At 64.0% G+C, this 26,286-nt stretch carries 28 protein-coding genes; 18 read left to right on the forward strand and 10 right to left on the reverse strand.

All coding sequences use genetic code 11. The features are described 5' to 3' along the window. Positions 1-58: 58 nt before the first annotated feature. The 3 genes from M0534_RS12065 to M0534_RS12075 form a co-directional block, all read right to left on the reverse strand. Positions 59-1,174 carry a hypothetical protein gene (locus M0534_RS12065; protein WP_248568692.1) on the reverse strand — a complete coding sequence of 372 codons (1,116 nt, stop codon included), beginning with the start codon at positions 1,172-1,174 and terminating at the stop codon, positions 59-61. Next, positions 1,158-1,973 (reverse strand): hypothetical protein, encoded by an 816-nt coding sequence (locus M0534_RS12070; RefSeq protein WP_248568693.1) that lies wholly within the window; start codon positions 1,971-1,973, stop codon positions 1,158-1,160. Before M0534_RS12070 ends, M0534_RS12065 begins: the two co-directional genes overlap by 17 nt. Before the next feature lie 189 nt (positions 1,974-2,162). Continuing rightward, the gene (locus M0534_RS12075) at positions 2,163-2,516 is read right to left on the reverse strand and encodes a hypothetical protein (protein WP_248568694.1); all 354 of its coding nucleotides are present in this window, start codon (positions 2,514-2,516) and stop codon (positions 2,163-2,165) included. Positions 2,517-2,596: 80 nt separating this feature from the next. Between M0534_RS12075 and M0534_RS12080 the strand changes: the two genes are divergently transcribed. The 12 genes from M0534_RS12080 (at position 2,597) to M0534_RS12135 (ending at position 12,185) form a co-directional block, all read left to right on the forward strand. Further along, on the forward strand, positions 2,597-3,490 hold the full coding sequence (locus tag M0534_RS12080) for an SMP-30/gluconolactonase/LRE family protein (RefSeq protein ID WP_248568695.1): 894 nt from the start codon (positions 2,597-2,599) through the stop codon (positions 3,488-3,490). Positions 3,491-3,539: 49 nt separating this feature from the next. Next, the gene (locus M0534_RS12085; protein ID WP_248568696.1) at positions 3,540-4,232 is read left to right on the forward strand and encodes a CPBP family intramembrane glutamic endopeptidase; all 693 of its coding nucleotides are present in this window, start codon (positions 3,540-3,542) and stop codon (positions 4,230-4,232) included. A 92-nt stretch (positions 4,233-4,324) separates the two neighbouring features. Further along, positions 4,325-4,591, forward strand: coding sequence for a hypothetical protein (locus M0534_RS12090; RefSeq protein WP_248568697.1), 267 nt, complete (start codon positions 4,325-4,327; stop codon positions 4,589-4,591). A 192-nt stretch (positions 4,592-4,783) separates the two neighbouring features. Further along, positions 4,784-5,263 carry a Na+/H+ antiporter subunit E gene (locus M0534_RS12095; protein WP_248568698.1) on the forward strand — a complete coding sequence of 160 codons (480 nt, stop codon included), beginning with the start codon at positions 4,784-4,786 and terminating at the stop codon, positions 5,261-5,263. Continuing rightward, positions 5,260-5,520 carry an MrpF/PhaF family protein gene (locus M0534_RS12100; RefSeq protein WP_248568699.1) on the forward strand — a complete coding sequence of 87 codons (261 nt, stop codon included), beginning with the start codon at positions 5,260-5,262 and terminating at the stop codon, positions 5,518-5,520. The genes M0534_RS12095 and M0534_RS12100 overlap by 4 nt, the downstream gene beginning before the upstream one ends. Beyond that, positions 5,517-5,822 carry a cation:proton antiporter gene (locus M0534_RS12105; protein ID WP_345894727.1) on the forward strand — a complete coding sequence of 102 codons (306 nt, stop codon included), beginning with the start codon at positions 5,517-5,519 and terminating at the stop codon, positions 5,820-5,822. Before M0534_RS12100 ends, M0534_RS12105 begins: the two co-directional genes overlap by 4 nt. Beyond that, complete coding sequence (locus tag M0534_RS12110; RefSeq protein WP_248568700.1) at positions 5,819-6,748, forward strand: hydrogenase subunit MbhD domain-containing protein; 930 nt, start codon at positions 5,819-5,821, stop codon at positions 6,746-6,748. The genes M0534_RS12105 and M0534_RS12110 overlap by 4 nt, the downstream gene beginning before the upstream one ends. Further along, positions 6,745-7,032 carry an NADH-quinone oxidoreductase subunit K gene (locus M0534_RS12115; protein WP_248568701.1) on the forward strand — a complete coding sequence of 96 codons (288 nt, stop codon included), beginning with the start codon at positions 6,745-6,747 and terminating at the stop codon, positions 7,030-7,032. The genes M0534_RS12110 and M0534_RS12115 overlap by 4 nt, the downstream gene beginning before the upstream one ends. Beyond that, a complete protein-coding gene (locus M0534_RS12120; protein ID WP_248568702.1) occupies positions 7,025-8,467 on the forward strand; it encodes a complex I subunit 5 family protein in 1,443 nt (480 codons plus the stop codon). The genes M0534_RS12115 and M0534_RS12120 overlap by 8 nt, the downstream gene beginning before the upstream one ends. A gap of 17 nt (positions 8,468-8,484) precedes the next feature. Beyond that, positions 8,485-9,948: a proton-conducting transporter transmembrane domain-containing protein gene (locus M0534_RS12125; RefSeq protein WP_248568756.1), complete on the forward strand. Its 1,464-nt coding sequence runs from the start codon at positions 8,485-8,487 to the stop codon at positions 9,946-9,948. Further along, positions 9,945-11,609 carry a complex I subunit 5 family protein gene (locus tag M0534_RS12130; RefSeq protein ID WP_248568703.1) on the forward strand — a complete coding sequence of 555 codons (1,665 nt, stop codon included), beginning with the start codon at positions 9,945-9,947 and terminating at the stop codon, positions 11,607-11,609. The genes M0534_RS12125 and M0534_RS12130 overlap by 4 nt, the downstream gene beginning before the upstream one ends. 51 nt (positions 11,610-11,660) lie before the next feature. Further along, complete coding sequence (locus M0534_RS12135; protein ID WP_248568704.1) at positions 11,661-12,185, forward strand: lipocalin family protein; 525 nt, start codon at positions 11,661-11,663, stop codon at positions 12,183-12,185. Between the two features lie 79 nt (positions 12,186-12,264). Here the strand turns inward: M0534_RS12135 and mtgA are convergent, their stop codons facing one another. Continuing rightward, the gene (mtgA, locus tag M0534_RS12140; RefSeq protein ID WP_248568705.1) at positions 12,265-12,996 is read right to left on the reverse strand and encodes a monofunctional biosynthetic peptidoglycan transglycosylase; all 732 of its coding nucleotides are present in this window, start codon (positions 12,994-12,996) and stop codon (positions 12,265-12,267) included. 55 nt (positions 12,997-13,051) lie between these two features. On the opposite strand from mtgA, the gene M0534_RS12145 reads away from it, so the two are divergent. Both M0534_RS12145 and M0534_RS12150 read left to right on the forward strand, forming a co-directional pair. Next, positions 13,052-13,681, forward strand: a complete 630-nt coding sequence (locus M0534_RS12145) for an SDR family oxidoreductase (protein ID WP_248568706.1) — start codon at positions 13,052-13,054, stop codon at positions 13,679-13,681. Positions 13,682-13,711: 30 nt separating this feature from the next. Next, positions 13,712-15,148, forward strand: coding sequence for a lipase family alpha/beta hydrolase (locus M0534_RS12150; RefSeq protein WP_248568707.1), 1,437 nt, complete (start codon positions 13,712-13,714; stop codon positions 15,146-15,148). An 8-nt stretch (positions 15,149-15,156) separates the two neighbouring features. Here the strand turns inward: M0534_RS12150 and M0534_RS12155 are convergent, their stop codons facing one another. The 5 genes from M0534_RS12155 to M0534_RS12175 form a co-directional block, all read right to left on the reverse strand. After that, positions 15,157-16,218, reverse strand: a complete 1,062-nt coding sequence (locus M0534_RS12155; protein ID WP_248568708.1) for a DUF294 nucleotidyltransferase-like domain-containing protein — start codon at positions 16,216-16,218, stop codon at positions 15,157-15,159. A gap of 143 nt (positions 16,219-16,361) precedes the next feature. Continuing rightward, the gene (locus tag M0534_RS12160; RefSeq protein ID WP_248568709.1) at positions 16,362-18,143 is read right to left on the reverse strand and encodes a sodium:solute symporter family protein; all 1,782 of its coding nucleotides are present in this window, start codon (positions 18,141-18,143) and stop codon (positions 16,362-16,364) included. Positions 18,144-18,155: 12 nt separating this feature from the next. Continuing rightward, positions 18,156-18,431, reverse strand: a complete 276-nt coding sequence (locus tag M0534_RS12165; RefSeq protein ID WP_248568710.1) for a DUF4212 domain-containing protein — start codon at positions 18,429-18,431, stop codon at positions 18,156-18,158. A gap of 56 nt (positions 18,432-18,487) precedes the next feature. Further along, complete coding sequence (locus M0534_RS12170) at positions 18,488-20,419, reverse strand: DUF294 nucleotidyltransferase-like domain-containing protein (protein ID WP_248568711.1); 1,932 nt, start codon at positions 20,417-20,419, stop codon at positions 18,488-18,490. A 173-nt stretch (positions 20,420-20,592) separates the two neighbouring features. Beyond that, complete coding sequence (locus tag M0534_RS12175) at positions 20,593-22,728, reverse strand: 3'-5' exonuclease (RefSeq protein ID WP_248568712.1); 2,136 nt, start codon at positions 22,726-22,728, stop codon at positions 20,593-20,595. A 311-nt stretch (positions 22,729-23,039) separates the two neighbouring features. On the opposite strand from M0534_RS12175, the gene M0534_RS12180 reads away from it, so the two are divergent. From M0534_RS12180 to M0534_RS12190, 3 genes are all read left to right on the forward strand, one after another. Beyond that, positions 23,040-23,288 carry a hypothetical protein gene (locus M0534_RS12180; RefSeq protein WP_248568713.1) on the forward strand — a complete coding sequence of 83 codons (249 nt, stop codon included), beginning with the start codon at positions 23,040-23,042 and terminating at the stop codon, positions 23,286-23,288. After that, the gene (locus tag M0534_RS12185) at positions 23,289-23,660 is read left to right on the forward strand and encodes a hypothetical protein (RefSeq protein WP_248568714.1); all 372 of its coding nucleotides are present in this window, start codon (positions 23,289-23,291) and stop codon (positions 23,658-23,660) included. A gap of 223 nt (positions 23,661-23,883) precedes the next feature. Next, positions 23,884-24,534 (forward strand): porin family protein, encoded by a 651-nt coding sequence (locus M0534_RS12190; protein ID WP_248568715.1) that lies wholly within the window; start codon positions 23,884-23,886, stop codon positions 24,532-24,534. A 48-nt stretch (positions 24,535-24,582) separates the two neighbouring features. Here the strand turns inward: M0534_RS12190 and M0534_RS12195 are convergent, their stop codons facing one another. Beyond that, positions 24,583-25,593, reverse strand: coding sequence for an alpha/beta fold hydrolase (locus M0534_RS12195; protein ID WP_248568716.1), 1,011 nt, complete (start codon positions 25,591-25,593; stop codon positions 24,583-24,585). Positions 25,594-25,631: 38 nt separating this feature from the next. Here M0534_RS12195 and M0534_RS12200 point away from each other — a divergent pair, with 38 nt between their 5' ends. Beyond that, complete coding sequence (locus M0534_RS12200; protein ID WP_248568717.1) at positions 25,632-26,249, forward strand: IMPACT family protein; 618 nt, start codon at positions 25,632-25,634, stop codon at positions 26,247-26,249. Positions 26,250-26,286 lie beyond the last annotated feature (37 nt).

Here is a 26,286-nt window from a genome sequence, read left to right on the forward strand (position 1 = left end):
CTTCCTGCACAGCGCGCCTTGCCTCGGATAAATGCGGCCCAACCAGAGGCAAGGCCGCTCAGGACCTGTCCTTTGCGGCCAATGCCCGCACCGGAATGAAACTGCGTTCCACCGATTGGCGCAGATCCGCGTGCTGCTGCTCCACGACGAAGTGCCAATGCGCCAGGACCTGGGCTTCGAGGTCCTCGCGCAGTTCGGCGATGGCATTATGCAACTCCGCTTCAAGGGCGGCCTGGTTGCGCCAGGCATCGAAACGCAGCAACCCCCAGTCGGTGGCGACCCAGGTCAGGCCGAAGGCCAGTGCGCCGCACACCGGGGCCCCGACCACGGTGGGGCTGCAAATGGCTGCGCCCGCCCCGGCCGCCGGCCCGGCCCTGGCCGCGCTGCGGCTTGCGCCCCGGGCGGCCAGCGAGCCTCCTGCCGTACCCAGCGCACGCCGTCCCAGCAGCCGTGCCGTAACCGTCGCTGCCCCGGCTCCGGATGCAGCCATCGAGGAAGCCGCCAGACGGTCTTCAAAGGCCGGACCGGAGCGCTGATCGAGAGCCGGCAGCACATCGTCCAGCGACAGTCGGATTTCGTTCTCCGGCAACGTTTCCGGCGCAACGGTGCGACCGGAGACGCGTTGCATCACCTGCTCGATCCAGTCGGCACGCATCTGTTGATGGTGGGTCTGCATCGTCATCGCGCCGGCCCGATTCAGGCGTTGCAGCCGGGTTGCGTAATCGGTGTCATCGAACAACTCGCTCTGCAGCCGCTGCAACACGACATCGCCATCAACCATACCGGCCTGCCCAAGCAGCCAGAACGTGATCCGGCTGTACTCGCCCGCCAGGGAAAAATACCAGTCGGCGAAAGCCGGCACGCGCGCATGGACATCGGCGAACAGGCGATCCAGTTCCTCATCAACCAGCTGCGTCAGTTGCTGCTGCAAACCGGACTGTGAGGCCTGCAGATGCTCGCGGGACAGGGCATCGAGCTCCAGGGCCTCGGTCGGCGATAACCGGTGGTGGGCACCACCCAGCTCGACCACCAGCGCCGGCTCATCCCGCCAGAGATCCTGCAGGGTTTCGCGCTGATCGATGGCAAACCACAGCAGCCCGCCAACCAGTACGGCAACCCCCAGACCGAGCAGGCTCCTGTTCGCTGATCGCTCCATCTCAGTTGCCACCGCCATTCCGACTCCAGCAGGTCCGGACCTCCGCCGCCAGCATCAACACGCCGGCCAGGTACAGCAGATAGGACCACAGAAACAGCGCCTTGACGCCAAACAACAGCAACCAGCCGCCAAGCTGGAGTATCGGCAGGCCGACCGCCGGCGTCAGTTGCTGCGCCAGCCACCAGGCAATGGCATCCAGGGCCGCATGCAACTGCAGCGCGGTCAGTAATACGCGGCTGCCCGCCTGTTGCAATGCCACCTCGGCGGACACCGCGTTCACCAGACTGAGCCCATGCATATCGGGATAGCTGCCATGGAGACCGGCCACGGCCAGCAGGATGACAAGCACACCGAGGTTCAACCCCAGACCAAGGCGCCAGCAGGCAATCGGCAGGTAATCCGCCGACAGATGGCGTGCCAGGCTGCGTTGCAGCCAGACTTGGGCCAGGGCGGCCAGCGGCAGATGCAGCAACAGCAGCTGCCAGGCCGCCGTCTGATCCAGGCGCACGACAAACGGGGGCAGCAGCATGCCGAGCACCGCAGCGAGCAGGGCTGCCTTCAGGCCCAGAAACAGCCGGCCACCCAGGAGCCGCTGTAGCGGACTGTCTGCGCGCACATGCGCCGCGATGAACAGTCGACGCCGCGCACGCGCCTGCCGGTAGAGACCGCGGGCAAGCACCAGACTCATTAGCAGCCAGACGGTGACCATCGCGGCATCGCCAAGGTCGGAAGCCACCAGGTGCAACAGAAAGAGCCCCGCCAGCGCCGCCAGAAGAGTTGCCAGGACAGGACCGAAATCGAGCCAGGTGCGATTCATTGAAGAGGGAGGCGATTGCATCTGCCGGCGGCAGCAATCGTGCGCATGCTGCCGCCGCCGGTGGATGCCGATCGGAGGCCACAGACAGGAGGCACCGCAACAATCCCTGGCAGCGCTTCGCCCTGGAGGGCGGTCTGCCTGCGATGGCACAACGGCGCGGGGCGCGCTGCCGTTATCCAGCCCAAGACGTCAGTCGCGGGCGCGCTGCCAGCCGCGCTCGCGCATGCAGTCATGCAGGGCGCGCCGTCGCAGTGCCTGCCGCTCGCCATCCTCGTAGATGGCCGTGTCGGCATCGGTTTCGCCCTCTTCCTCGGCCTCACGCATGCGCTGTTCATCGATTTCCATGATTCGACGATCGGCAATCGGCTCGCAGCGGGACATATCGAGATTGTACCGTCGGCGCTGGTCCTCGGCGGAGACATCAGGGTTGACCCAACGCGCTTCCTCGGCAAAGCGCCCGCCCTCCGTGCCGGCACAGGCGACAAGCATCAGGCTGGCGAGCAGGCTTGCCGGAACGACTATCCTTGCACTGTGGTGACGCATCAATCCATTCCTTATGCTTGAACCTGCAGTCTGAAACCCCATGTTATCCGAGACGACCTTCAGACAGGAGACCGAATTCGATGTCCAGTGAAAACCGACTTGCCGCACCCCGCCACCTCGCCCTCGGCCTGAGCCTGGCCGCGATCGGTTTCGCCGGCACCGCCAGTGCGCTGGAGCCGGCCTGGGAGACGGATGCCGTCTTCGAACAACCCGAATCCATCGCCTACGACGCCGCCTCCGGCTACCTGTACGTGAGCAATGTTGCCGGCGACCCGGATGACGCCAACGGCGAGGGTTTCATCAGCAGGATCACCCTGGACGGCGAGGTGGACACCCTGAATTGGGCTTCGGACCTGAATGCTCCCAAGGGCATCGATATCGTGGGAGACCGGCTGTTTGCGGCCGACATCGACCATCTGGTTGAAATCGACCTCGCCAGTGGCGATATCGTCGCGCGCCACGAAGGCAGCGGTGCAGTATTCCTCAACGATGTTGCCGCGGCTCCGGATGGCAACGTCTACGTCTCCGACATGATGACCGATGCGATCTACCGGCTGCGGGATGGCGAATTTACCCGCTGGCTGGAGAACAGTGAGCTGCAGGGGCCGAACGGTGTGCTGGTCGAGAACGGCACGCTGATCATCGGTTCCTGGGGCAATATCGTCGACGGCTTCGAGACCGATACCGTTGGCCACCTGAAACAGGTGGAACGGGATTCCGGTGCAGTCCAGAGCCTGGGAGATGGTAGCGAAGTCGGCCATCTGGACGGCGTGCAGCCGGATGGCGACGGCAATTACCTGGTGACCGACTGGGTGAGCGGTGACCTTTACCGGATTCAACCGGACGGTAGCTTCGAAAGCCTGATGAATCTGGGCCAGGGCCTGGCCGACCATCTGGTGCTGCTGGACCAGGGCCTGGTCATCCTGCCGCAGATGATGGATGGCGTCGTGCATGCCTATCACCTGGAGCCCTGAGCGCAGGCTGATGCAATCGGCCGTGCCCGTGTCTGCTTGAGCGGCAGGTTTGGCCGAGAGTTCAAGACCGACGCGGCTGGCACTGACCGGCGAACTAGCACTGGCTGTAGCACTGGTCCTGTTCGCCGGCATCACCGCGGCCGTGATCGGCAGCGCCTTCGCCGGCCCGGCGACACCCCTGGCACTGCAGGTGGTGCTTGCCCAGGGGCTGATCATTCTCGCCGGTCTTTACAGCCTGCTCCGCTGGCGGGCGATCCCCTGGTCGGCAATCGGCCTGGTCCGTCCCCAGCTCCGAGACCTGCCCCGCGGGCTGACCGTCCTGCTGGTGGTCTTCCTGTGCAATGGGGTGTTCGCCGGCCTGGTCATGCTCTTGTCGCCGGGGGCGCTGGAACAACACCATGCACGACTGACTGACGTCGCCGGCTTTCTGGTGGGCGGCCTACCGCTTGCCGCGATCGCGGCCCTGATGCTGTTTGTTGCCCTGTATGAAGAACTGCTGGCCCGGGGCTTCCTGCTGCATCGGAGCCGTCTGCTGCTTGCCGGGATCTGGCCTCCGGTGATGCTGTCGTCCCTGCTGTTCGGCCTGGGCCACGGCTACCAGGGCTGGATCGGCATCGCCCAGACCGCCCTGGTCGGCATCGTGCTGGCCCGGGCCACCCTGCACTGGAACACACTGTGGCCGGCAATCATCGCCCACGCGGCTCTCAACACCGTGGCTCTGGGCCTGCTGCTTGGCGCCTGAACTGCGCCGGTCGGCTTCGGTCGACAAGCCCAAGACATTGCCCTCTAAGCGCTGATGAGGCAGCCATCTGTTCCGCCAGGGAGATCCCGGTCATGCGCATTCCCCACCTGTTTGCCATTGCACTTGCCGGCATTCTGGCCAGCAGCAGTCTGCTCGCCGACGCACCGGATACTGACGCAATGTTTAACCATGAACTGCGGCGCCTGCACGCCGATGAGACCGTCAAACTGCGCGATGTTCTGGCCGGGCAGCCGCTGCTGCTGGTCAACACCGCCAGTCGCTGCGGTTTTACCGGCCAGTTCGAAGGCCTGGAGGCGCTGCACCAGGAGTTCGCCGAATCGGGACTAGGGAACCACTGAATTATTCGCGCGTCTGCCTCGACAGACTTCCGCCTGCTGCCTTGCCCGTTGACATGCAGGCCGGTGCGTCTCCGATAGCGCCCGGGGCAACCATCCCAATATCGGAACCGCGACGGAGCGGCCGCCCCAGCTTGCCGTGACCCGGGGTGATTGGTAGAACCGGTAACTCGAATCAGGCAGGGAGGCAACGGATTGGCGGAACGGCGCAACTGGGCACTGGCAACCGGCCTCTTCGCCTTCGGCTTCTGGTGGCTACTTGCCGGTGCGTATGGCCTCGCTTACGCCCTGGTCGCCGCCCTCGCCACCGGCTTGCTGGCAGCCTGGCTGGCTCCATCCAGGCTGCCGGCGATGCGCCTGTCGGGCCTGCTGGCTTTTCTGAGGTTCTTCCTGAGCCGTTCGGTACTCGGCGGCATCGATGTGTCGCGCCGCGCCCTGCAACCCGACCTGCCACTGGACCCGGGCTGGCTGGACTACACCTGCCGGCTGCGAACGCCGCCCGCCCGCAACCTGTTCCTGCTCAGTATCAGTCTGATGCCGGGAACACTGGCCGCCGATATGAATACGGACACGGTACGCGTGCATCTGCTGGATCCCGCCATGCGAGACGACCTGCCCCTGCTGGAACAACGCATCTCGTGGGTATTTCCCGATGAACCGGAGCTTGAGCCGTGATCGTACTGGTGCTGGATGCCGCCTGCCTGGCACTCATCCTGCTCCTCGGACTGGGTCTGGTCCGCGTCATCGCCGGACCGGCCGCCGCCGATCGCATTCTCGCCATCCAGCTGTCCGGCACGACCACGGTGGGCCTGTTGCTGCTGCTGGCGATACGGCTTGAGCAACCGGCCCTGATCCATGCCGCACTGGTGTTTGTGCTGTTTGCCGCGTTGCTGGCCCTGGGTTTCGTCTACGGCACGGAGCGCAAACCGTGACCCTGGCCAGTATCACTGCCAGTGTGCTGATCGTCGTTGGCACCGCTTTCTATATCGCCGGCACCGTCGGGCTGTTGCGCTTTCCGGACATTCACAGCCGGCTGCACGCCTTGACCAAGGCGGACAATACGGGCCTGGGTTTTCTTGCCCTCGGGGTGGCCCTGCTCAGCGGATCGCCGCGCCTGGCCGTGCTGATAGCGCTGGTCTGGCTGCTGGCCCTGATCGCCGCCTCGGTGGCCTGCCACCTGATCGCGCGGTACGCACTGGATGGCACGGATTCCGATTCGGAGCCGCGGGCATGATGCTGCTGGATGGCGTCCTCGCGCTGCTGTTGCTCCTGCTCGCCGGGCGATGCGTCACCGCCGCCAGCCTGCTCCAGGCGATCGTGGCGTTCATCGTGCTTGGCCTGCTGTTGGCCCTGTCCTGGGTCAGGCTTCAGGCGCCGGACCTGGCCCTGGCCGAGGCGGCCATCGGCGCCGGACTGCTCGGCGTGCTGCTGCTGGGGACGTGGCGCCATCTGCCGGCTTCAGGCATCCATCACGAGTTCCCGTGGCCGTGGCACGGCATGAAGCAGGCTGTCTCCGCACTGGGCGGTCTGGCCCTGGCGGTGATGCTTGCGCTGGCGCTGCATGAAACGGCGCCCGAACCGGCGGCAGCCGGCGAGACTGCCCTGGCGCAACTGGATGCGGCAGGCGTCAAACAGCCGGTCACCGCCGTACTGCTGAACTTCCGCGCCTACGACACATTGCTGGAAATGGGTGTCCTGCTGATGGCCTTGATCGGCGCCCTGATCGTGCGCCGACCATTGCAGGACGGCTCCCGGATCGCGCCGGCGACCCTACTGTCGCCAAGCCTGGCTCGTCTGTTTCTGCCACCGATCCTGCTGATCGGCCTGTATCTGGTCTGGGCCGGGGCCTACAGTCCCGGCGGTGCTTTCCAGGGCGGCGCCGTGCTTGCCGGTGCCGGTGTCATGCTGGCACTGACCGGTCTGTTGCGCGGCGCATCCGTGGACGGCCTTTGGCTGCGCGGGCTTCTGGCCCTGGGCGCCATTGTCTTCACTACGGCAGGGGTTTTGCTGGTGCCGGTGACCGGGCATTTCATGGCGTATCCCGATGGACTGGTCACACCACTGATGGTGCTGATCGAATTCAGCCTGGCGATTTCCATCGCGCTGTCGTTGCTGTTGCTGTTCACCGGCACGCCCGGACTTGCCAGGAGCCGGCCATGAGCGGGATTGATCCGTTCGCCCTGGCCGCGGCCGGGCTGATGGCCTTCGGCCTCTACGGTTTCTGCGTGTGCCGTCATCCACTGCGACGGCTGCTGGCAATCAACCTGGTCGGCAATGGCGTTTTCCTGGCACTGATCCTGATTGCCCGACGCCTGCCGGACGGCCCGGACCCCGTGCCCCATGCCATGGTGCTGACCGGAATCGTGATCGCAGTCAGCGCGACCGCGTTCGGGCTGGCCCTGATTCGCCGTCAGGCGCGGCCGGAGGACGACGGCAATGACTGAGGCCTTGCCGGTGCTGCTGGTCTTTGTCCCGTTTCTTGCCGGCCTCGGCCAGTTCGTGCTGGGCCGTGCCGTGCCCTGGTCCCAGCAGTTCGTTTCCGGCTTCAACCTGCTGCTAGTGCTCCTGCTGCTGCGCGCGGTCGCTGGCGGCGAGCCGGTGATTGCCGATCTCGGCGGCTGGGGAGAACCGCTGGCCATCCACCTGCAGGCGGATGGCCTGGCCACGTTGATGCTGCTGCTCACCGCGGTGCTGGCGGTCGCGATCTCCCTGTACGCGATACCCGCATTCGGTGGTCATGCCCGTTCCGCCTGGCAGTTCTGGACGCTCTGGCCATTGCTGCTGGGGTCATTGAATGCCCTGTTCCTGTCCCGCGACCTGTTCAACATCTACGTCACACTGGAACTGGTCACCCTTGCGGCGATCCCCCTGGTGCTGCTGGCCGGGCCGCGAAAAACCGTCGATGCCGCCCTGCGTTACCTGCTGTTCGCATTACTCGGCTCTCTGATCTATCTCGCCGGCGTGGCGCTGCTTTACGCCCAGGCGGGCACCCTGGACCTGGCCCTGCTTCCCGCGGCGACGCCCACGGGCAGTCTCGCCGGCCCACTGGCGGCCGCGCTGATCATCACCGGCATATTGATCAAGGGCGCAATCCTGCCGTTTCATATCTGGCTACCGGCGGCGCATGGCGGCGCGCCGGCAGCGGTCAGCGCGATCCTGTCTGCCCTGGTGGTAAAGGCCGCAATCTACCTGCTGCTGCGGCTCTGGACCGGGGCCCTGGAACCGCTGGTCTCGATCGCCGCCGGCCAGTTGCTGGGCCTGCTTGGCGCCAGCGCCGTGCTGTTCGGTTCCTGGCAGGCATTCCGGCAGTCCCGTCTCAAGCTGGTGGTTGCCTATTCCACGGTGGCCCAGCTCGGCTACATGCTGCTTTTCTTTCCGATGGCGGTGACTGCCGCCTGGCAAGGCGCCGTTTACCACGGTCTGGCTCACGGCGTCGCCAAGGCGGCGCTGTTTCTGGCAGCCGGCAACCTCCTGTATTACCTGGGCCAGGATCGACTGGAGGCATTGCGCGGCATCGACCGTCCACTGGCGGTGAGCCTGCTGGCCTTCGGCCTGGCCGGCGTCAGCATCATGGGATTGCCGCCAAGCGGTGGTTTCACTGCCAAGTGGCTGTTGCTCACCGCATCGCTGCAGACTGGGCAATGGTGGTGGACTGCCGCGCTGGTGGCCGGCGGCCTGCTGGCGGCCGGCTACATTTTCCGTGTGTTGCGCCTTGCCTTCCTGCAATCCGCCGAACCGGCAGAGCGCCGCGACGGCCCCGTGCCGGGCCGCCTGATGGCATGGACGGCAACTGCCCTGGCGCTGCTGGCCATTGGCCTGGGCCTGATCTCGGCACCGCTGCTGGATCTGCTTGGTGACATCCCGGGAGGCGGCTCGTGAGCCTCGCCTATCAGGCCATGCCCCTCTGGGTGCTGCTCAGTTCACTGCTTGCCGCGGCCGTGATCTTCGCCCTCGGTGAAGGTCGGCCGAGGTTGCGCATCGGGATCAACCTTGCGGCCGCCCTGATCAAGCTGGTGCTGGTCGGGATCATGTTGCTGGGTGTCCGGGCCGGGCACGAGTTTATTGTCCGGCTGCCGCTGATGCCGGGCATCGATCTGGTGCTGCAGGCGGACGCGCTCAGCATGCTGTTCATCAGCCTGTCGGCGCTGCTTTGGCTGGCCACCACCATCTATGCCATCGCCTATCTGGAGGACTCGCCCAACCGGGCACGTTTCTTCGGTTTCTTCAGCCTGTGCGTGGCTGCAACCATGGGCATCGCCACCGCCGGCAACCTTTTCACATTCTTCATTTTCTACGAGATGCTGACCCTGGCCACCTGGCCGCTGGTGATCCATCGCGGCACACAGCAGGCGATGCGGGCCGGCCGTGGCTACCTGTGCTACACGCTTGGCGGCGGCGCGGTGTTATTGCTGGGGATCGTGCTGCTGCACGGCTTGGCCGGACCGCAGGATTTCGTTGCAGGCGGCACCCTCGTGGAACGTGGCGAAAGCCATCCACTGGTGCTGACTTTGATATTTGCCCTGCTGATCACCGGCATGGGGGTCAAGGCTGCACTGGCGCCGCTGCATGGCTGGTTGCCGACCGCCATGGTGGCACCGGCACCGGTCAGTGCCCTGCTGCACGCCGTTGCCGTGGTCAAGGCCGGCGCCTTCGGTATCGTCCGCGTGGTCTACGACGTCTACGGCATCGAACTGACCCAGGCGCTGGGCATGGCCGAAGTGCTGGCGATTGCCGCCTCCGTGACCATCATCTACGGGTCGCTGCGCGCGATCTGGCAGACCGACCTCAAACGCCGGCTGGCCTATTCCACGGTCAGCCAGGTGTCCTACATCGCGCTCGGCGTTGCCCTGGCCAATCCGCTGGCCAGCATCGGCGGGCTGGTGCACCTGGTCCATCAGGGACTGATGAAGATCACCCTGTTCTTCTGCGCCGGCTGCTATGCCGAGACCCATGGCATTCATTCCATCGACGAGCTCGACGGCATCGGACGCCGGATGCCGTGGACCACGGCCATGTTCACGCTGGGGGCCCTGGGCATGATCGGCCTGCCGCCGCTGGCCGGGTTCATCAGCAAATGGTACCTGGGCCTGGGGGCGGTCGCCGCCGGACAGCTCTGGGTAATCGGTGTCCTGCTGGCCAGTACCGTATTGAACGCCATCTATTTCCTGCCGATATTGCACCGGGCCTGGTTCCGCCCGCCGAAGCAGGCCGATGACAGCCTGGCCGAAGCTCCCGTGGGTCTACTCGGTCCCACCCTGTTCGCCGGCTTCGCCGCCCTGGCGGTCGGTCTGTTTGCCGGCTCCGGCTGGAGCCCACTGGCCTGGGTCGAACTGCTGGTCCAGCGGGAGTACAGCCCGTGAATCTGCTGCTGATGCTGCTGCCGTCGCTGCCGCTGGTGCTCGGCACCGCAGCCCTGGCCGGCCGCCTGGGCCGCAACAGCGCCGGCGGCGGCGTTATCGGCACATGTGTGGTGGCACTGCTGGTCGTGCTGCTGGAGCCATCCGACTTGCATCTGTCCTGGCTGCTGCTGGGGACAACGCTGGCGCTGGACGAGGTGAGTCGGGTCCTGTTGTTCTGCGCCGCACTACTCTGGCCGGCTGCAACGCTGGCCGCCGGCGGCTTGTTCGAGGGCCGCGACGGACGCCGTTTCGGCATGTGCTGGCTGTTTACGCTGAGCGGCAATCTGGGCATGTTGCTGAGCCAGGACCTGGCCTCGTTCTATCTCTGCTTCGCGGTGATGACCTTCTCCGCCTACGGCCTGGTTGTGCATAAGGCAAACCATGAGGCGTGGTACGCCGGCAGGATCTACCTGATCCTTGCCATCGGCGGCGAGAGCCTGCTGCTGGCCGGGATCTTCCTGCTCGCGGCCGAGGCCGGCAATCCGACCGTCGCCGATATCCCGCAGGTGTTCGCCGCGCTGGACAGGCCGGCGTTGGCCGGGGGCCTGCTGCTGACCGGTTTCGCGGTCAAGATGGGCGTGATTCCGCTGCATGTCTGGCTGCCGCTGGCGCATCCGGCGGCACCGGTGCCGGCCAGCGCGGTACTCTCCGGCCTGCTGGTCAAGGGCGGCCTGATAGGCTGGCTGCGTTTTCTGCCGTCGGACACCGAGCCACTGCAGCTGGCCGCAGACATCCTGCTCCTGCTCGGCTTCGCCGGCGCCTTTCTCGCGGCCCTTGCGGGCTGTCTGCAGCAGCGGCCGAAAACAGTCCTCGCCTATTCCACGATCAGCCAGATGGGCTTGCTGACCGTACCGGTGGCGCTGTTACTCGGGGGCCGGCTTGATCCGGTGACCGCGATGCCCGTAATCGCCCTGTTCGCCGGCCATCATGTCCTGGCCAAGGGTGCCCTGTTCCTGGCGGTGGACCATTGGCCAGGCGCCCGCTGGCGCCGGCTTGTGACCGTTCTGCTGGCGCTGACCATCGCCGGACTGCCCATCAGTGGCGGACTGCTGGCCAAGGCAGCGCTGAAATCGACACTGATCGAACCGCTGCCGCTGCTTGTCACGCTGAGTTCAATCACCACCAGCCTGCTGCTGCTGCGAGCCTTGCAACGCCTTCGCGAAACGGCAAGCGACCAGCCGCCACCGGACACCCTGGCGACCTGGTCCTGGGTCATTCTGGCCATCGCCGCTGTCAGTCTTCCCTGGGCCCTGGCGGATGGCGATGTCCGCAGCTACGCAATGGCTGCTAGCGGACTGATCGACGCGAGCTGGCCCATCGCACTCGCCGGCCTGATCGTCCTGCTTGGTGCGAGACACCTGCGCTTCACCATCGCCGAGGGCGATATCCTTGCGCCGATCGAGCGTCTGGTCAGACGCATGCTGGAGAGCGTAAACCGGCTACGGGACCAGCTCGGGCTTGAACGGGCCCAGGCCGCATTGGAGCAAGGTCATCGACGGGCGGCCGACGGCAAGGACAGGCTGCTCGGCCTGCTGGAAAGGGATCTACCGGAACAGTTGGTCACGTTGCTTCTGATCGGTCTGCTGCTACTGCTGGGCATACTTCTGATCGCCGGCGGATGAACATTGCCGGGCGGCGTCTGTCAGTGGATCAGTCCATTCGGAGAGACCACCATGCACCGTGTACCCGCTCCGCTCTCGCTGCTCGCGGCAGGCCTGCTTGCCGGCTGTCAGTCCACCCCACCGATGCCGACCGTCGATCATGTCGACCTGGACCGCTACATGGGCGACTGGTACGTCATTGCCAACATCCCGACATACCTGGAACGGGACGCCCATAATGCGGTGGAAAGCTACAGCCTGAACGCGGACGGCACCATCGACACGGTGTTCACCTTCCGCCAGGGCGGTTTCGATGGTGAAAAAAAGCGCTACAACCCCACCGGCTTCGTCCGCAGTGACAACAATGCCGAATGGGGCATGCAGTTCATCTGGCCGATCAAGGCCGAGTTCCTGGTCATCTGGCTGGACGAGGACTACACCCAGACCGTGATCGGCCGCAGCAAGCGCGACTATGTCTGGATCATGGCGCGGGAGCCCGAGATGGCCGACAAGGACCTGCAGCAGATCATCGCCTTCCTCGGCGACAAGGGCTACGACACATCCGAGATCCAGATGGTGCCGCAGCAATGGGATTAAAATCCCGTTTTAGGTGTTACGTTTTATGTTTTACGTCAACAACTTAAAACCTTAAACGTTACACCTTAAACGCGCGCTCCTAGAGCGCGCCTAAGTAAGCCGTCCCGCCGAGGGACTGCATCTGGCGCTGGATCCAGATCTGGCGTGAGCGGACATGATCCGACGGCGCGTCGACCCGGAAACGGTTGGGGCTCGGCAGCACTGCGGCCAGCAGCGCGGCCTCCGCCGGCTGCAGCTGGGCGGCAGGCTTGTTGAAATACTGCTGGCTCGCGGCCTCGACACCGTAGACCTCGGGGCCGAACCGGGCGACATTCAGGTACACCTCGAGGATCCGGCGCTTGCCCCAGAACTGCTCGATCAGCACCGTGAACCAGGCCTCGACACCCTTGCGCACCAGACTCCGCCGTGGCGACAGAAACAGGTTCTTCGCCACCTGCTGGCTGATCGTGCTGGCACCACGGAGTCGCCCGCCATCCCGGTAGTCGGCGACAGCGGCAGCGATCGAATCGAAATCGAATCCCCGGTGGTGCGGGAAAAGCTGGTCTTCTGCGGCAACCACCGCCAAGCGCATGTGCGGCGATATATCGTCCCAGTCTATCCATTCCCGGCGCGGCGCAGCCAGTTCCTCATTGCCCCAGGCCTGCCAGGAATGCTGCAACATGAAGGCGGTGGTGGGTGGATTCACCACCCGGAACAACAGCACCAGCAAGACACTGAGCGTCGCCAGCAAAAGCAGGGTCCCACCCAGGACCAGAGCCACTTGCCGCAGGATTCGGGGCAACAGCTTGCGTTTACCGGCTCGCTTTTTCATGCTCGGGATTCTTGCCCACTCGCAGACATCACGCAAAAACACGGGGAACCGGCAGATGAAAACACTGGTCATCGGCGCCAACGGCCAGATCGGTCGCCAGCTCTGCGCGCTCGCCGCCCGGGCGGATCTGCCCGTACGCGCGATGCTTCGGCAGGCCGAGCAGGCACCATGGTTCAGCGACCAGGGCATCGAGACGGTGATTGCCGATCTCGAAGGCGACTTCCGCCATGCCGCGGAAGGCTGCAGCGAGATCCTCTTCACTGCCGGCTCAGGACCCCACACCGGGGCCGACAAGACCCTGTTGATCGATCTGCTGGGGGCCATCCGGGCCATGGACCTGGCCGACGCGACGAGCATGCGCCGCTTCATCATGGTCAGCGCGTTGCGGGCCGAGGACCCGATGCAGGCGCCCGAGGCGCTGCGCCCCTATGCCGCGGCCAAACATGCCGCGGACCGCCTCATTCGTCTTGCGCGAACACCTCATTTGATCCTGAAGCCCGGCAAGTTGACGGATGAGCCGGCCAGCGGATATCTGACCACGAACCCTGCGACTGTCGGTCATATCACGATTTCCCGGGAAAACGTTGCGCTGGCGCTGCGCGAAGCGTTGCGGCGACCGGAGCTTCGCCAGACCGAATTCGAGTTGCTCGACGGCGACATACCGGTCGAGCAGCTATTCTCCTGAGACGCCTGGCGACAGAGAGGGATCTCGGCGATGGAACAACGCTACCTGCCGATCATCTACGTACGTGGTTATGCAGGCAACCAGGGCTTCGTGGAGTCCACGGTTGACCTGCCCTATTACGGCTTCAATCTCGGCAGCACGAAGATCCGGACGGGCGCCGATGGTGATCCGGAGTTCCGGATCTTTGAGAGCCCGCTGGTTCGCTTGATTCGGGATCATGGTTATACGGATTATTTCGCCCGGGTCCGCGATGGCGAGGTGGAGGTACTGCGCGGCGAATCCGGCGACGAGGTGCCGCAACGTTCACTCTGGATCTACCGCTATTACGACCAGACCTCGCGCGAGATCGGCGACGGCACCCGCGACCCGGTGGAGGATCTGGCCGGCGACCTCGGGCGGCTGATCGAGCATGTGATACGGTGCAGCGGCGCACCCCGCGTGCACCTGGTGGCCCATTCCATGGGCGGCTTGGTCTGCCGCAGCCTGATCCAGCGCCACCTGCGGGACCGCGCCGAGGAACGGGTCGATCGCCTGTTCACCTACGGCACGCCGCACGGTGGCATCCACTTCCGCACCGGGCTCGGCTTTGCCGCCAAGCTGCGTGACCTGTTCGGTATCAACGATGCGGATACCTTCGGCCCGCGCCGCATGCGCGAGTACCTGCGCGTGCCCGACGACTGGGATGATGACCGGCTGCACGAGATCAGCCACTTCCCGCCGCAGAAAGTGTTTTCCCTGATCGGCACCAATCACGAGGACTACAACATGGCGCGTCTGGCCGTCGGCCCGCGCAGCGACGGCCTGGTCAAGATGAAACACGCCTATGTTCGCCACAGCAGCCGCGCCTTTGTGTTCCGCGCCCACAGCGGCCCGCTGGGCATGGTCAATTCCGACGAGGCCTACCAGAACCTGCAACGCTTCCTGTTCGGCGATACCAGCGTCGAGATCGCGATCGAGGACCTGGTGCTGAGGGACGCCTTGCGGGACAACGACGAGTTGCGCCACCTGCTGATCGAGACCCAGGTCGTGATCCGCGGCGAGGACGTGACCATGACGGACCAGCGCGAGGAGGACGGCTCGGCCATCCGCACCAGTCCGGCAGCGCTGGAGGACGGCCGCGAGACATTGTTCCGCGTGTTCCTGATGCGCGGTTTCCGGCCGCAGGCACGGGAGAAATACTCGTTTTTCCAGATCCGGTTGCGGATCCTGCCGGTGTTCGTGCGCGAACGGCGGGTCGTGCGCGACCGCCATTTCTCGGGAGAACACCTGTTCTCGGACACGCTGACCATCGGCGTGCGGGACCAGGACGATGCCGAAGGACGGCTGATTCGCGCGGGCTGGGGCGGCCTGGAAAGTGATGCGCCGAAACAGGGCAAGCGCTATACCGACGAAATCGTTCGTATTCCGATGGAAGGCCGACACCTGCAGTCCGGCGACGTCACGCTGACCATCCGCGACGAGAGTTGAAGCCTCACTCACAGACCCTGGCCGAGAACGGTCTGCCGCAACACCGCTTGCATGGCGGAAATTGCGCGGAACCCCTTGCGCAGGGCGTCCAGCTCGTCAGCGGTCATTCGCCGCGGACTAAACCGGTTTGCCAATGGCTCACCGGCCTGAATTGACTCGGCCTGCAACCGCGCCCGGATCCCGGTCAGTTGACGATAGGCATCGGCCAGTGCCTGCGCCGAGTCGGCGCTCAGCAAGCCGGCCTGTTGCGCCTGCCGCAGCCGATCCAGGGTATGCAGCGCCGGCAGTCCGCCGCGAACCGCAAAACAGCGGGCAAGCTGCACCAGCGGCAGGATTCCGCCCTGTTTTAGATCAAGCAATCCCGCGTTGGCGCCGAACCACGGCGTTCGAAACCGCCCGAACAGGTTGATCGGTGGCCTCGTCCGGATCGCACCATCCCGCAGACGCGCCATGAAACGGCGGTTGATACCGGCCTCGGTCAAGGCCTGGCGGCGAAGGGGTTCGAACAGATCCGGAGGGCCGTCGACCACCCGCAGGTCCATGTAATGCGTGGCCAGCATCACGGCCCGGTTTTCCGGGTTGCGAATCACCTGCTCGAATGCCCGGCGCCAGCCACTGGCCGGCCGCCGCCATTCCGGGTTCGAAGGCCCGACTCCGCCGGGGCAGAGTGGCAGACCGCAATCCGCCAGGCCGCGACTGATCTGACGGGCGGTCTCGCCGAACCAGGCATCCGCCGATGCCGGCAGGTCGTCAGCGTAGACCATCGCATTGTCCTGATCGGTATGGACCGTCTGCTCGCTCCTGCCCTGGGACCCGCAGGCCAGCCAGGCCCATGGCCCGGGCGCCGGCTGATCGCGACGCTCAATGACCAAACGGATCACCACCCGCGTGAGCCTGTCCATCAGCGCGGTGAGCTGCCGGGCCTGCTCGATTGCATCCACCGAGCCGGCCTGCATGTCGGCCTGGAACCCGGGAAAACGGTTCGAGATTGCGGCCAACGCAGGAATCTCCCGCGCGTCGTCCAACTGCTGCTCCAGATCCCTGCACTGATCCGCCCAGCCCTCAGTCATCGAACGTGCCCCGCGTCAATGCGTCGTATCCCACCACGTTAAGGAAACGGAGCACCGGGCACAAAAAAGCCCGCCGGAAGGCGGGCTTTTGTTTCACTCCAGAGCTGCGGCCGCGGATCACGGCCAACAGCTTGACGACCGGGTCAGTCGGCGCGCGGCACGCGCACGCTTTCCACCAGGTCCTGGATGTGGGCCGGCGGCGGCGCCGTCACCTTGGCGACGATGAAGGACACCGCCAGGTTCGCCAGGGCACCGATCACCCCGAAGCTGCCCGGGTTGATGCCGAACAGCCAGTAGTCGGCGTTATCCGGCAACAGCGCGAGCTGCGGGAAGAAGAACAGGCCCTTATAGGTGAAGATGTAGGCGCAGGTTACGATCAGACCCGCCAGCATCCCGGCGATGGCACCTTCCCGGTTCATCTTCTTGTAGAAGATACCCAGCATCAGGGTCGGGAACAGACTGGCCGCTGCCAGACCGAACGCCAGGGCCACCACTTCCGCCGCAAAGCCTGGTGGATTGAGCCCCAGGTAACCGGCCAGCAGGATGGCCGCTGCCATACTGATACGGGCCGCCAGCATTTCCCCCTTCTCGGTAATATCCGGCCTGAACACGCCCTTCAGCAAGTCATGGGAAATCGCCGACGAAATCGCCAGCAGGAGGCCTGCCGCGGTGGACAACGCCGCGGCGATACCACCCGCCGCCACCAGTGCGATCACCCAGGTTGGCAGCCCGGCAATTTCCGGGTTGGCCAGCACGATGATGTCGCGGTCGAGGGTGGTCAGCTCGGAGCCTTCCCAACCCCACTCGTCCTGGGCCATCTGCGCGAACTCTTCATTGTCCGCATTGTAGTACTGGATCCGGCCGTCCTCGTTCTTGTCCTCGAAGCCAAGCAGACCGGTCTCGCCCCAGCGCTCCATCCAGGCCGGCTGATCCTCAAAGGCCAGGTGGGCCTCTTCCTGACCGATGTTGTCACGGTCCAGGATCAGGGTATCCAGCAGGTTCCAGGTCGCCATGGCACCCACCGCCGGAGCCGTGGTGTACAGGATGGCGATGAAGAACAGCGCCCAGCCGGCGGATTTCCGCGCATCACGGATCTTCGGCACCGTGAAGAAGCGGATAATCACGTGCGGCAGACCCGCGGTGCCGATCATCAGCGAGATCGTCAGCAGGAACATGTTGAGCATGCTCATGCCGCCGTCAGTGGCGGTGTACTGGGCGAAGCCGAGATCCACCAGCGTCTGGTCCAGAGCCGTCAGCAGGTGGGTATCAGATCCAGCCAGCGTGCCACCGAGACCGATCTGCGGGATCGGCATGCCGGTAATGGTGATGGCGATGAACACCGCCGGCACCGTGTAGGCAAAGATCATGACGCAGTACTGGGCAATCTGGGTGTAGGTAATGCCCTTCATGCCGCCGAACACGGCGTACAGGAACACCACGAACATGCCAGATACCAGACCAACGGTCAGCGGCACCTCCAGGATGTTGGAGAAGGCGATACCGACGCCTCGCATCTGCCCGATAACGTAGGTGATCGAGATGACCAGCAAGCAGATCACCGCTACCACACGCGCCGTGGTCGAGTAGAACCGGTCACCGATGAACTCGGGCACCGTGAACTTGCCGAACTTGCGCAGGTACGGAGCCAGCAACAATGCCATCAGCACGTAGCCGCCGGTCCAGCCCATCAGGTACGCACCCCCGGTGAAGCCGAGGAATGCGATTAGGCCGGCCATGGAGATGAAGCTGGCCGCCGACATCCAGTCGGCCGCCGTGGCCATGCCGTTGGCGACAGGGTTGATGCCCTTGCCGGCGACATAGAACTCACTGGTACTGCTGGTGCGGGCCCAGATTGCGATCCCGATATAGAGCGCAAAGGTCAGGCCAACGACCAGCAAATTGATTATCTGTTGGGAGCCTTCCATCGTCTTTTGTCCTCAGTCTTCGTAAACGTCGTATTCCCGGTCCAGCTTGTTCATGCGCCAGGCGTAATAAAAAATGATCACCAGGAAGGTGTAGATCGAGCCTTGCTGCGCGAACCAGAAGCCCAGGGGATACCCGCCAATGCTGAAGTTGTTGAGCGGCCCCGCGAAAATGATGCTCAGTCCCAGCCCAACGAAGGCCCAGACGAAAAGGCAACCGGCAATGATCTTCAGGTTTTTCTGCCAGTATTCGCCTCGGTCCTTTGTCGGCTGATTTCCAGAATCAGACATTTATCAACTCTCCTCTCTTTCCCAGGACGAAGGGTTTTTGTGTGTTGCTGTTACGATTACAACTGATAATCCGATGCAAGCTTCGACTGTAATTTTCTCGCCTCCCGAAACGCCTCTTTCAAAATCTTTCGATCCAGTTCGTTCAATTGGTCCGGCGCCACATGGTTGCTGAGTTCCTCGCCGGCCTGACCCTGCTCCTGGTGCTGCCGCGTCCGCAACACCTGGATGTAGTGATAGGCGATGACCCAGGCCTCGACATCACCGCGCGACAGCGCCCCGCACTCGGCCCCTTGCCATAGCCTGTCCACGGTATTCGTGGCCGGCAGGCCGTGGGCCAGTGAAAAGATTCTCGCCGCGTCGACGAATGGCGTCACCCCGTTGATTTTCAGATCAATCACGTTGCGCTGCTCGCCATGACTTCGGGTCACGAAGTCACGGATGATGCCGAGTGGCGGTCGATTTTTCAGCGCGTTCGCCGCCATCTGTTGTCTGAACCTGCTGTTGCGCCGGGTCAATTCCATCAGCTCCCGGCGCATCTCCTCGGCATCCTGCCCCGGGCCATGGATTACCCGGAAATCGAAAAAGATTGCCGCCTTCAGCAGGTGTTCCGGCGTGCCCTGTTCAATCCAGCGCCGGAAGCGCTTCTGCCACTCCTCCCGTGACAGGCAGCATTCCGGGTTGCCCGCCATGATATTGCCCGGACACAGCGGATAGCCGCAGCGATCCAGGGCCTTGTTGATCCGTTCGGCCACCGGCAACAGCCGCCGCCGGATCGCATCGGCGTTGCCACCGGCGGGCACCTCGAACAGGATGCCATTATCCTGATCCGTCTTCAGTGTCTGCTCGCGCCGCCCCTCGCTGCCGAACGCCAGCCAGCAGAACCGGACGTCGCTCAGGTCCTCCTCGTTGTCCTGCATGCACAGCTCGATCACACGCTCGCAGATGTGGTCGTTCAGCAGCGTGATGATCTGCATGATCTGGCCGACCTTGATGCCCTGATCGATCATCTGTCCGACCAGCGCATGGATGTCCGCCTGCAACGGTACCAGCGCATCCACGGTCGTCGCCCGGCGGATCGTCCGGGTCAGATTGACCAGCCCGACCCGCTGCAGCGAGAACAGGTCACGCTCGGAGATCACGCCCCTGAGCCGGCCCTCATCCACCACGCAGACATGGTGAATCCGGTTCTGCGCCATCACCATCGCCGCCTCGAAGGCAAATGCGGTGGACGACAGTGTCACCGGATCAGGCGACATGACCTGCCCGATTTCCTGGTCCAGGTCGACCTCCGGCAGCGCGACCCGACGCAGCAGGTCATTCAGCGTGAACACCCCCACCGGTGCCGTCGACTGGTCGACTACCACCATACTGCCGACGTGGGCGTCAGCCATGGCCTGCAATGCATTCCGGATGCTGCTCTCCGGCGCACAGGTAACCGGCGCCTTGCGCAGGCGCTCGCACAGCTGGATGTCCAGCGAGGTATCGCCACCGGCCAGGCTTTTTATGCCAGCATTGTCCGCCTGCTCCAGAAGGCGGTCCAGCGTGTGCGACAGACGCCGGTTGCAGAAGGCATGAAACGCATCCGACGCCCGCAACAACTGCTGGAAATCGGCGCGATCCAGTTCCAGACAAACGGTATCTTCCTCTGCCTGGAACGCCCGCCGAAGACTTCGGCCGCTGAGCAGCTCGCCAACCGGAAAGCATTCGCCCGGCAGCAGTTCAGAGTCTGCGGCCAGGCGCCGACCATCCTCCACCCTCGCGCCTGTCACCCGCCCCGTACGAATGATGCAAAGGCTTTGTGCCGGCTTGCCATCGCGCGGACCGACCTGCGTTCCGGCGGCATACCGCTGCTCACGCACACGCTCGGCCAGCAGGGCAAGGTGCTCCGCACTCATTGCATCAAACGGGGGATACTGACGAAGAAACATCCTGATCGCTTCGCGATCCACATCCACCCGGGGGCCTTGCTTATCGTTATCCGCGCCCATGCTGCGCTATGTTCTCCCCACCATCACCGTCACTTGCAGGTGGCGTGCCAGTCAGCGCACGCCATGAATCAATGAATTGGCTACCCAGCCAGCGCCGAGAGGTTACGGATCGTAACAATTCGCTACCTGAGGTAACGTCCCGGTGGCAAACGCGGGGAGTGAGCAGTGCCTCCCTAGCCACCAGCCCGACCCGCCTCTCCGGCACCGAACACGGCGGAGCGGTGCCGCAGCTCCGCCTCCATATGCGAATCCCGCATCACCTGACCCAGCGTGGTCTTGCCCTGCGCCTTCAAGCGGTCGATAAAACGCACCAGCAGCCGCGCGGTGGCCATGGCATCGCCCAGCGCCGTATGCCTGCCACTGATCGCGATACCGTAGCGATCGCACAGCGCATCCAGTGAATGACTCTCCTCTTCGCCATCGAGCAGGGCGGACAACAGCAGGGTATCCAGTACCGGATTGTCGAAACTGACTCCGGCCTGACGTTGCCGCAAGCTGATGAACTTCATGTCGAAGGCGGCGTTATGCGCCACCAGCACCGCATCACCGGCAAAGGCGTGGAATTCGGGCAGCACCTCGGTGATTGCCGGCTTGTTCGCCACATCCTGGTCGGTGATACCGTGGAATCGAATCGAACCGGCGGGGATCGGTCGCCCCGGATTGACCAACCGGTCAAAGGTCTCGCCGGTCAGGACGCGTCCGTTGACCACGCGGACACCGGCAATCGCGATGATCTCGTCGCCCTGCTCCGGGTTCAGGCCAGTCATCTCGCAGTCAAACACCACGAAACTCAGCTCCGTCAGCTGCTTGCCGGACAGGGCGTCGCGCTCACGAAAATCCTGCAGCAATCCGAAATCGTAGAACTCCGGCCGCGCCGGCAGCCGCTCCTCATCCATGAACTGCGGCCGACGCGAATCCATCAGCGGCAGGCGCAACAGCGCGTGTCCCTCCCGGCTCGAGGGCTGGCTCCAGGGTTCACAGCCGTGCCGCTCCAACGTATCGCCAAGGCTCTGACCGCCCGGCTCACCGTAGCCGCAAGGCAGTTCGAACCACTGATTGAGGACGCTGCTGGGTAGCATATTGCCAGCCCAGCTGATGTCCAGGTAGACCCGTCGATCACCCAGCAGGGATTCGATCTCGAACAGTTCGGCACCGGTGTGGTCGTGCAACTGCCGCAACAGGCAATCCAGCGCCAGCATCAGGGACAGGCTGTCGCCGTGAACCCATAACGGCGAGCCGGCCAGCTTCACATGCACGGTGGGCAGGTCCGACAGCCTGTGTTCCAGGCAATTGACCAGGTCGCCGACAAACACGTCTGCCATCGGCCAACGGCTCATGTTGTAGCCGTGGATACGCTTGGCCAGTTCGTCGATGGCCTCACTCAGGCGCTCACTCTCCTTGTTGATCACCTGGTCAAACGATGCCTGCTCCTCCGCAGACATGTCCGGATAGGCCATCCGGGTCTCCGCTGCCGCCCGAAGATTGCCCACCATGCCGCGCATGTCCCGGGTCAGCACCCGACGGACATGGTCAATCTGCGCCATGCGGCCCAGGTCCGCGGAAATGTCCACCAGGGTCACCAGGTAGCCGGTCACCGCACCATCGTGCTCCTGCATCAGGGCCATGCGCCCATGAAACATGCGCTCGGAGTCGACGCTGGTGCAGACGAACGGCGCCGAGAACTCCACGGGCTCGTCATCCTGCCGCCGGTGGCGCCATTCCAGTCGCTCCATGGTGTGCTGCAGCGGTGCCTCGGACAGCACGCCGTGCAATGGCCGGCCCAGGCCGATGGCTTCCGGCTGGCCGAGGATCGCCACCGCCGCCCGGTTGTAGAGCATGATCTGGTGCTGCCGGTTACAGACCAGCACCCCCTCGGTAAGCCCCTGCAGAATCACCTCAAGCCACGCCTTCTGCTCGGAGAGCTCGGCCGTAGCCGACTGCGTTGCCTTGTGCGTCTCGCGCCGGGACAGCCGCAGCGCGTCGGCCAGCGCGGTGACAGCCGGTGCCAGCTCCGCCAGCGCATGGCGCTGGGGCAGGCTCAGTTCCTGCTCCACGTTGCGGGATTCGAGCAACGCGTTGATCCCGCGCGCCAGCTTGCGACCGGGGCGCATCACCAGTCGCTCCATGGTCCACCAGCAGAACAGGCCGCAAGCAGCCAGCAATAGGATCGCGAGGGTGAGGACAACTCCCGGCCCGGCTCCATCACCGACCTCGTTGGCAATCACGTAACGCACGGCGATCACGAGAACGGCAATCGCAAGCACGGTCTGGAGCGTGCAAAGAACGATTGTCAGGTTGCGCGCCCGCATCAGCGTTTGCCACCGAGACCGCTGGCGCCTGCGAGGCCATGTCGGTCAGGCCATCTCCGGGACACGGGACTGGCAGTCGATGTCATCCTCTCCCCCGGGGCACCGCGATGGGCGCCTCTGTTATATCGCGCTACAGCCCGAACGTAGCACACCACGGGACCCGCAATCAGAACCGCTTGATCCGCCGAACCCGACCGCCTAGCCTGATCGGGCTTGGGGCGTCGCTGACCCATTCCCGTGCCTGGGTCAGAAACTGGTTCGTCATCTGGCAAGACCTGGAAATGATTTAACTCACCGGAGAACGAACGCACATGAGTGACCAGCCGCAACGCCAGGTGCTGCCACCTGATCCGATGCTGCGCATGCTGATGAAGATAGGCCTGCCCATCGGCGCGGTCAGCCTGATATGCCTCTGGCTTGCCTACTTCCTGAACAACCAGGCCCTGCTGACCGTGTTCTTCGTCACCGCACTGGTGGCCTTCGGTATCGGTCTGGTCTACAACGCGCGCCTGGTGCTGGTCATGCTGCGGCGCAAACGCGAAGAGCAGAACTCCCGATAAATGCCTCAACGACAGCACGATGACCTGACCACAGGCCAATGGCTGCTCGCCTTCTGGTTTGCGCACTGGCACCTGGCAAGGATGCCGGCGGAGACGGAACAGGATCGACTGCGCCGGGCTGCCTGGTGCCGCGATTACTGCAACCGTTTCGCCGCCCGCTGGTTCGTGCTCGCCATCGTTTTGATCTTCGTCCAGAACTCGCCGCTGGGCTTTGTCTTCGTAATTGGTGGCGTGCCTGTGCTGCTGCCACTCTTTCTGCTCACCTTCTGCGTCGCCATCGGCCACCTGGTCTGGCAGCTCCTGGCGCAAAAGAAGGCGGGCCCACCGGAGATCGATCCACCCCAGGACTGGGATGACGACGATCCGCGCTGACCAGTCCGAGTCACCGGATCGTCAGGCACTTTCCCGCAGACCCACGGGACTATGACGTGCCGTTGCTGCCCATCCCCTTACTCACCGGAAACCCGGCCCCGGCCACGCTATTGCCAGGTTCTGAAGATGGGCATGGATCACGTTTCTGCCCTTTCACCCTTGCAACTGACCGAGCGGCATCTGACCCTCTCGCCCTGCACCAATCACAATGGAGAAAGCAACGATGAAACCTTTGACCGGTTACTGCAGTGCCTTGGCGTTGGCCGCTGTCCTCACTACCGGATCTGCCCACGCCCACAATCACGTTCAGACGGGCACCAGCAGCTGGGACGGTCCTTATGTGGGTGTCACGCTGGGTTACACCGACTTCACGATGGAATTCCGCGGCCGGGACGACTTCGGCTCCGTGCGTTCCGATTTTGGCGGCAGCGGCGCCAACTACGGCATTCTGGCCGGATGGGGGTTCACGCACGGACAGGGTTATCTCGCCTTTGAAGCGAATTTCGGCTCCAGTGCGGCGGATTCAACGATGAGCGTCGACGGTGATCGCATCAAGATCGATCAGGAAGAAAGCTATGGGTTGAGCATGCTTGGGGGCGGCTTCGTTGCGGATTGGCTGTTGCTTTATGGTCGCCTTGGCTGGCAGCGCACAAACTATGAGGCCTCCGTTTCCGGCGCGGGTTCCGACGACGAGGACTTCGATGGCGTGCGCGCCGGCCTTGGCGCCGACATGAGATACAACGATAACTTGAGCTTGCGCATTGAGTACAACCGAATCTATTACAGTTCCGAGCGTTTCCGCGCCGGAAATGCCCGAACATCCTTCGAACCCGAAGAAGCCCGCTTCGAGCTTTCGGCAATCATGCGCTTCTAAGCCCCTTGTTGCTGACCCGCCGTCCAGCGGCGGGTCAGCCCTGATTGCCTACTCCTCGAGATCCGCCTGGAATAACCCGTCCAGCGCTTCCAGGTACTGCTCCGGCGCCTCGATGTGGGGCATGTGCCCGATGCCTTCGAACAGGATCAGTTCGCCGTCCTGGAGTCGCTCCAGTGCGCGATCACCCAGCGTCGTGTAGTCGCCCATCCTTTCGCCGAGTTCGTCGTCCACCAGCGGACGGCCGATGGCGGTTCGGTCACGGTCACCGATCAGCAAGGTCACCGGCATCTCCAGCTGGTCGAACTGGTAAAGCACCGGCTGCGTCATCACCATGTCCGCGGTCCGCGCCTGGGCCCATGCCACGCGGTCGCGTTCATCCGACTCATAGGTGGCAGCCAACATCCGCGCCCAGCGGTCGTAATTGCTGTTCCAGTTGCCGTCGTAGTAATAGGTCTTCTGGTACTCGCGGATACTCTCGTAGTCCTTTTCCATTTCCGACTCGAAGATCTGGTCGACACTCCGGTAGGGCACGCCCATGGCGCGCCAGTCCTCGAGACCAATGGGGTTCAACATAGCCAGGTGCTCGACCCGGTCCGGGTACTGCAGTGCAAAGCGCGTCGCCAGCATGCCACCCATGGAATGTCCCAGCAGCTTGACCTGCTCGACATCCAGCGCATCCAGCAACTTCCGCGTGTTATCGGCAAGCTGGGCGAATGTGTACTGATATGCTTCCGGTTTGCTGCTCTTGCAGAAGCCGATCTGGTCCGGAACGACGACGCGATAACCACGGGCGGCCAGATGATCGATCGTCTGATGCCAGTAGGCACCACAGAAGTTCTTGCCGTGCAGGAGCACGACGGTTGCGGCCGGTTCCTGCTCCGGTTGCACGTCCATAAAGGCCATCGACACGGGTTCGCGCTGGCTGGTGAACTCGAATTCGGACACCGGATGCGGATAGGTGAAACGCTCCAGGTCCGGCCCGTAATCCGGCGCCCCGGCGTGGCCGTTGCTGCCAAGAGAAACGGCAATGAAGGCGAAAACCGCGGTGATGACACGCATGATCGGGAAACTCCTGGTGAGCAATCACACTTGATGAAATGACAGACTCAGGCTACCCCATACCGGAAGAAGACCGGGAACGCGAGACGGAAGTTCGCAAGAGCAGATTCATTGCGCGGGTGCACGCGGTTCGCGACCGACAGCAGGCGATGGAACGCGTGGCACTGGCGCAGCAGGACCACCCCAACGCCAGTCACCACTGCTGGGCCTACGTGCTGGGCCGGCCCGGCGCGGCGACCAGCGCGGCGATGAACGATGACGGTGAGCCCTCGGGTACCGCCGGCAAACCGATCCTGAATGTAATCGAGCACAAGGCAATCGGCGATGTCCTGGTTGTCGTGATCCGCTATTTCGGCGGCGTGAAGCTCGGCGCCGGCGGCCTGGTCCGGGCCTACGCCGGGGCCACCGAGTCCGTGCTGGGCGATCTGCCACTGCGCCGCGAAACACCGCAGATTCACTATCGCCTGGTGCTGGACTTTGCCGACGAACAACCGCTGCGCCACTGGCTCGATCAGCACGGGGGAGCGCTGATCGACATATGCTACGCAGAACAGGTCACCGCCGAAATCGCCGTTCCGGGTACCCTTCAGCAGGCCCTCGTCGATTTCGCCGGCAGCCAGGGCATCGACCATACCGAAGCGCAGCCGAGACGCTGACCCAGCACCGTATCCACTGCGGATCATCGGGGACAAA

The organism is Methylonatrum kenyense (genome assembly GCF_023195885.1).
GTDB lineage: Bacteria > Pseudomonadota > Gammaproteobacteria > Nitrococcales > Aquisalimonadaceae > Methylonatrum > Methylonatrum kenyense.

What these genes read in the sequence shown, in the direction of transcription:
- M0534_RS12110 (WP_248568700.1), top strand. Translation starts at nt 5,819, where the DNA reads ATGATGCTGCTGGATGGCGTCCTCGCGCTGCTGTTGCTCCTGCTCGCC.
- M0534_RS12155 (WP_248568708.1), bottom strand. Translation starts at nt 16,218, where the DNA reads ATGACTGAGGGCTGGGCGGATCAGTGCAGGGATCTGGAGCAGCAGTTG.
- M0534_RS12175 (WP_248568712.1), bottom strand. Translation starts at nt 22,728, where the DNA reads ATGCGGGCGCGCAACCTGACAATCGTTCTTTGCACGCTCCAGACCGTG.
- M0534_RS12065 (WP_248568692.1), bottom strand. Translation starts at nt 1,174, where the DNA reads ATGGCGGTGGCAACTGAGATGGAGCGATCAGCGAACAGGAGCCTGCTC.
- M0534_RS12190 (WP_248568715.1), top strand. Translation starts at nt 23,884, where the DNA reads ATGAAACCTTTGACCGGTTACTGCAGTGCCTTGGCGTTGGCCGCTGTC.
- M0534_RS12150 (WP_248568707.1), top strand. Translation starts at nt 13,712, where the DNA reads ATGGAACAACGCTACCTGCCGATCATCTACGTACGTGGTTATGCAGGC.
- M0534_RS12135 (WP_248568704.1), top strand. Translation starts at nt 11,661, where the DNA reads ATGCACCGTGTACCCGCTCCGCTCTCGCTGCTCGCGGCAGGCCTGCTT.
- M0534_RS12120 (WP_248568702.1), top strand. Translation starts at nt 7,025, where the DNA reads ATGACTGAGGCCTTGCCGGTGCTGCTGGTCTTTGTCCCGTTTCTTGCC.
- M0534_RS12180 (WP_248568713.1), top strand. Translation starts at nt 23,040, where the DNA reads ATGAGTGACCAGCCGCAACGCCAGGTGCTGCCACCTGATCCGATGCTG.
- M0534_RS12125 (WP_248568756.1), top strand. Translation starts at nt 8,485, where the DNA reads ATGCCCCTCTGGGTGCTGCTCAGTTCACTGCTTGCCGCGGCCGTGATC.
- mtgA (WP_248568705.1), bottom strand. Translation starts at nt 12,996, where the DNA reads ATGAAAAAGCGAGCCGGTAAACGCAAGCTGTTGCCCCGAATCCTGCGG.
- M0534_RS12090 (WP_248568697.1), top strand. Translation starts at nt 4,325, where the DNA reads ATGCGCATTCCCCACCTGTTTGCCATTGCACTTGCCGGCATTCTGGCC.
- M0534_RS12170 (WP_248568711.1), bottom strand. Translation starts at nt 20,419, where the DNA reads ATGGGCGCGGATAACGATAAGCAAGGCCCCCGGGTGGATGTGGATCGC.
- M0534_RS12160 (WP_248568709.1), bottom strand. Translation starts at nt 18,143, where the DNA reads ATGGAAGGCTCCCAACAGATAATCAATTTGCTGGTCGTTGGCCTGACC.
- M0534_RS12185 (WP_248568714.1), top strand. Translation starts at nt 23,289, where the DNA reads ATGCCTCAACGACAGCACGATGACCTGACCACAGGCCAATGGCTGCTC.
- M0534_RS12070 (WP_248568693.1), bottom strand. Translation starts at nt 1,973, where the DNA reads ATGAATCGCACCTGGCTCGATTTCGGTCCTGTCCTGGCAACTCTTCTG.
- M0534_RS12075 (WP_248568694.1), bottom strand. Translation starts at nt 2,516, where the DNA reads ATGCGTCACCACAGTGCAAGGATAGTCGTTCCGGCAAGCCTGCTCGCC.
- M0534_RS12195 (WP_248568716.1), bottom strand. Translation starts at nt 25,593, where the DNA reads ATGCGTGTCATCACCGCGGTTTTCGCCTTCATTGCCGTTTCTCTTGGC.
- M0534_RS12115 (WP_248568701.1), top strand. Translation starts at nt 6,745, where the DNA reads ATGAGCGGGATTGATCCGTTCGCCCTGGCCGCGGCCGGGCTGATGGCC.
- M0534_RS12200 (WP_248568717.1), top strand. Translation starts at nt 25,632, where the DNA reads ATGACAGACTCAGGCTACCCCATACCGGAAGAAGACCGGGAACGCGAG.
- M0534_RS12080 (WP_248568695.1), top strand. Translation starts at nt 2,597, where the DNA reads ATGTCCAGTGAAAACCGACTTGCCGCACCCCGCCACCTCGCCCTCGGC.
- M0534_RS12145 (WP_248568706.1), top strand. Translation starts at nt 13,052, where the DNA reads ATGAAAACACTGGTCATCGGCGCCAACGGCCAGATCGGTCGCCAGCTC.
- M0534_RS12165 (WP_248568710.1), bottom strand. Translation starts at nt 18,431, where the DNA reads ATGTCTGATTCTGGAAATCAGCCGACAAAGGACCGAGGCGAATACTGG.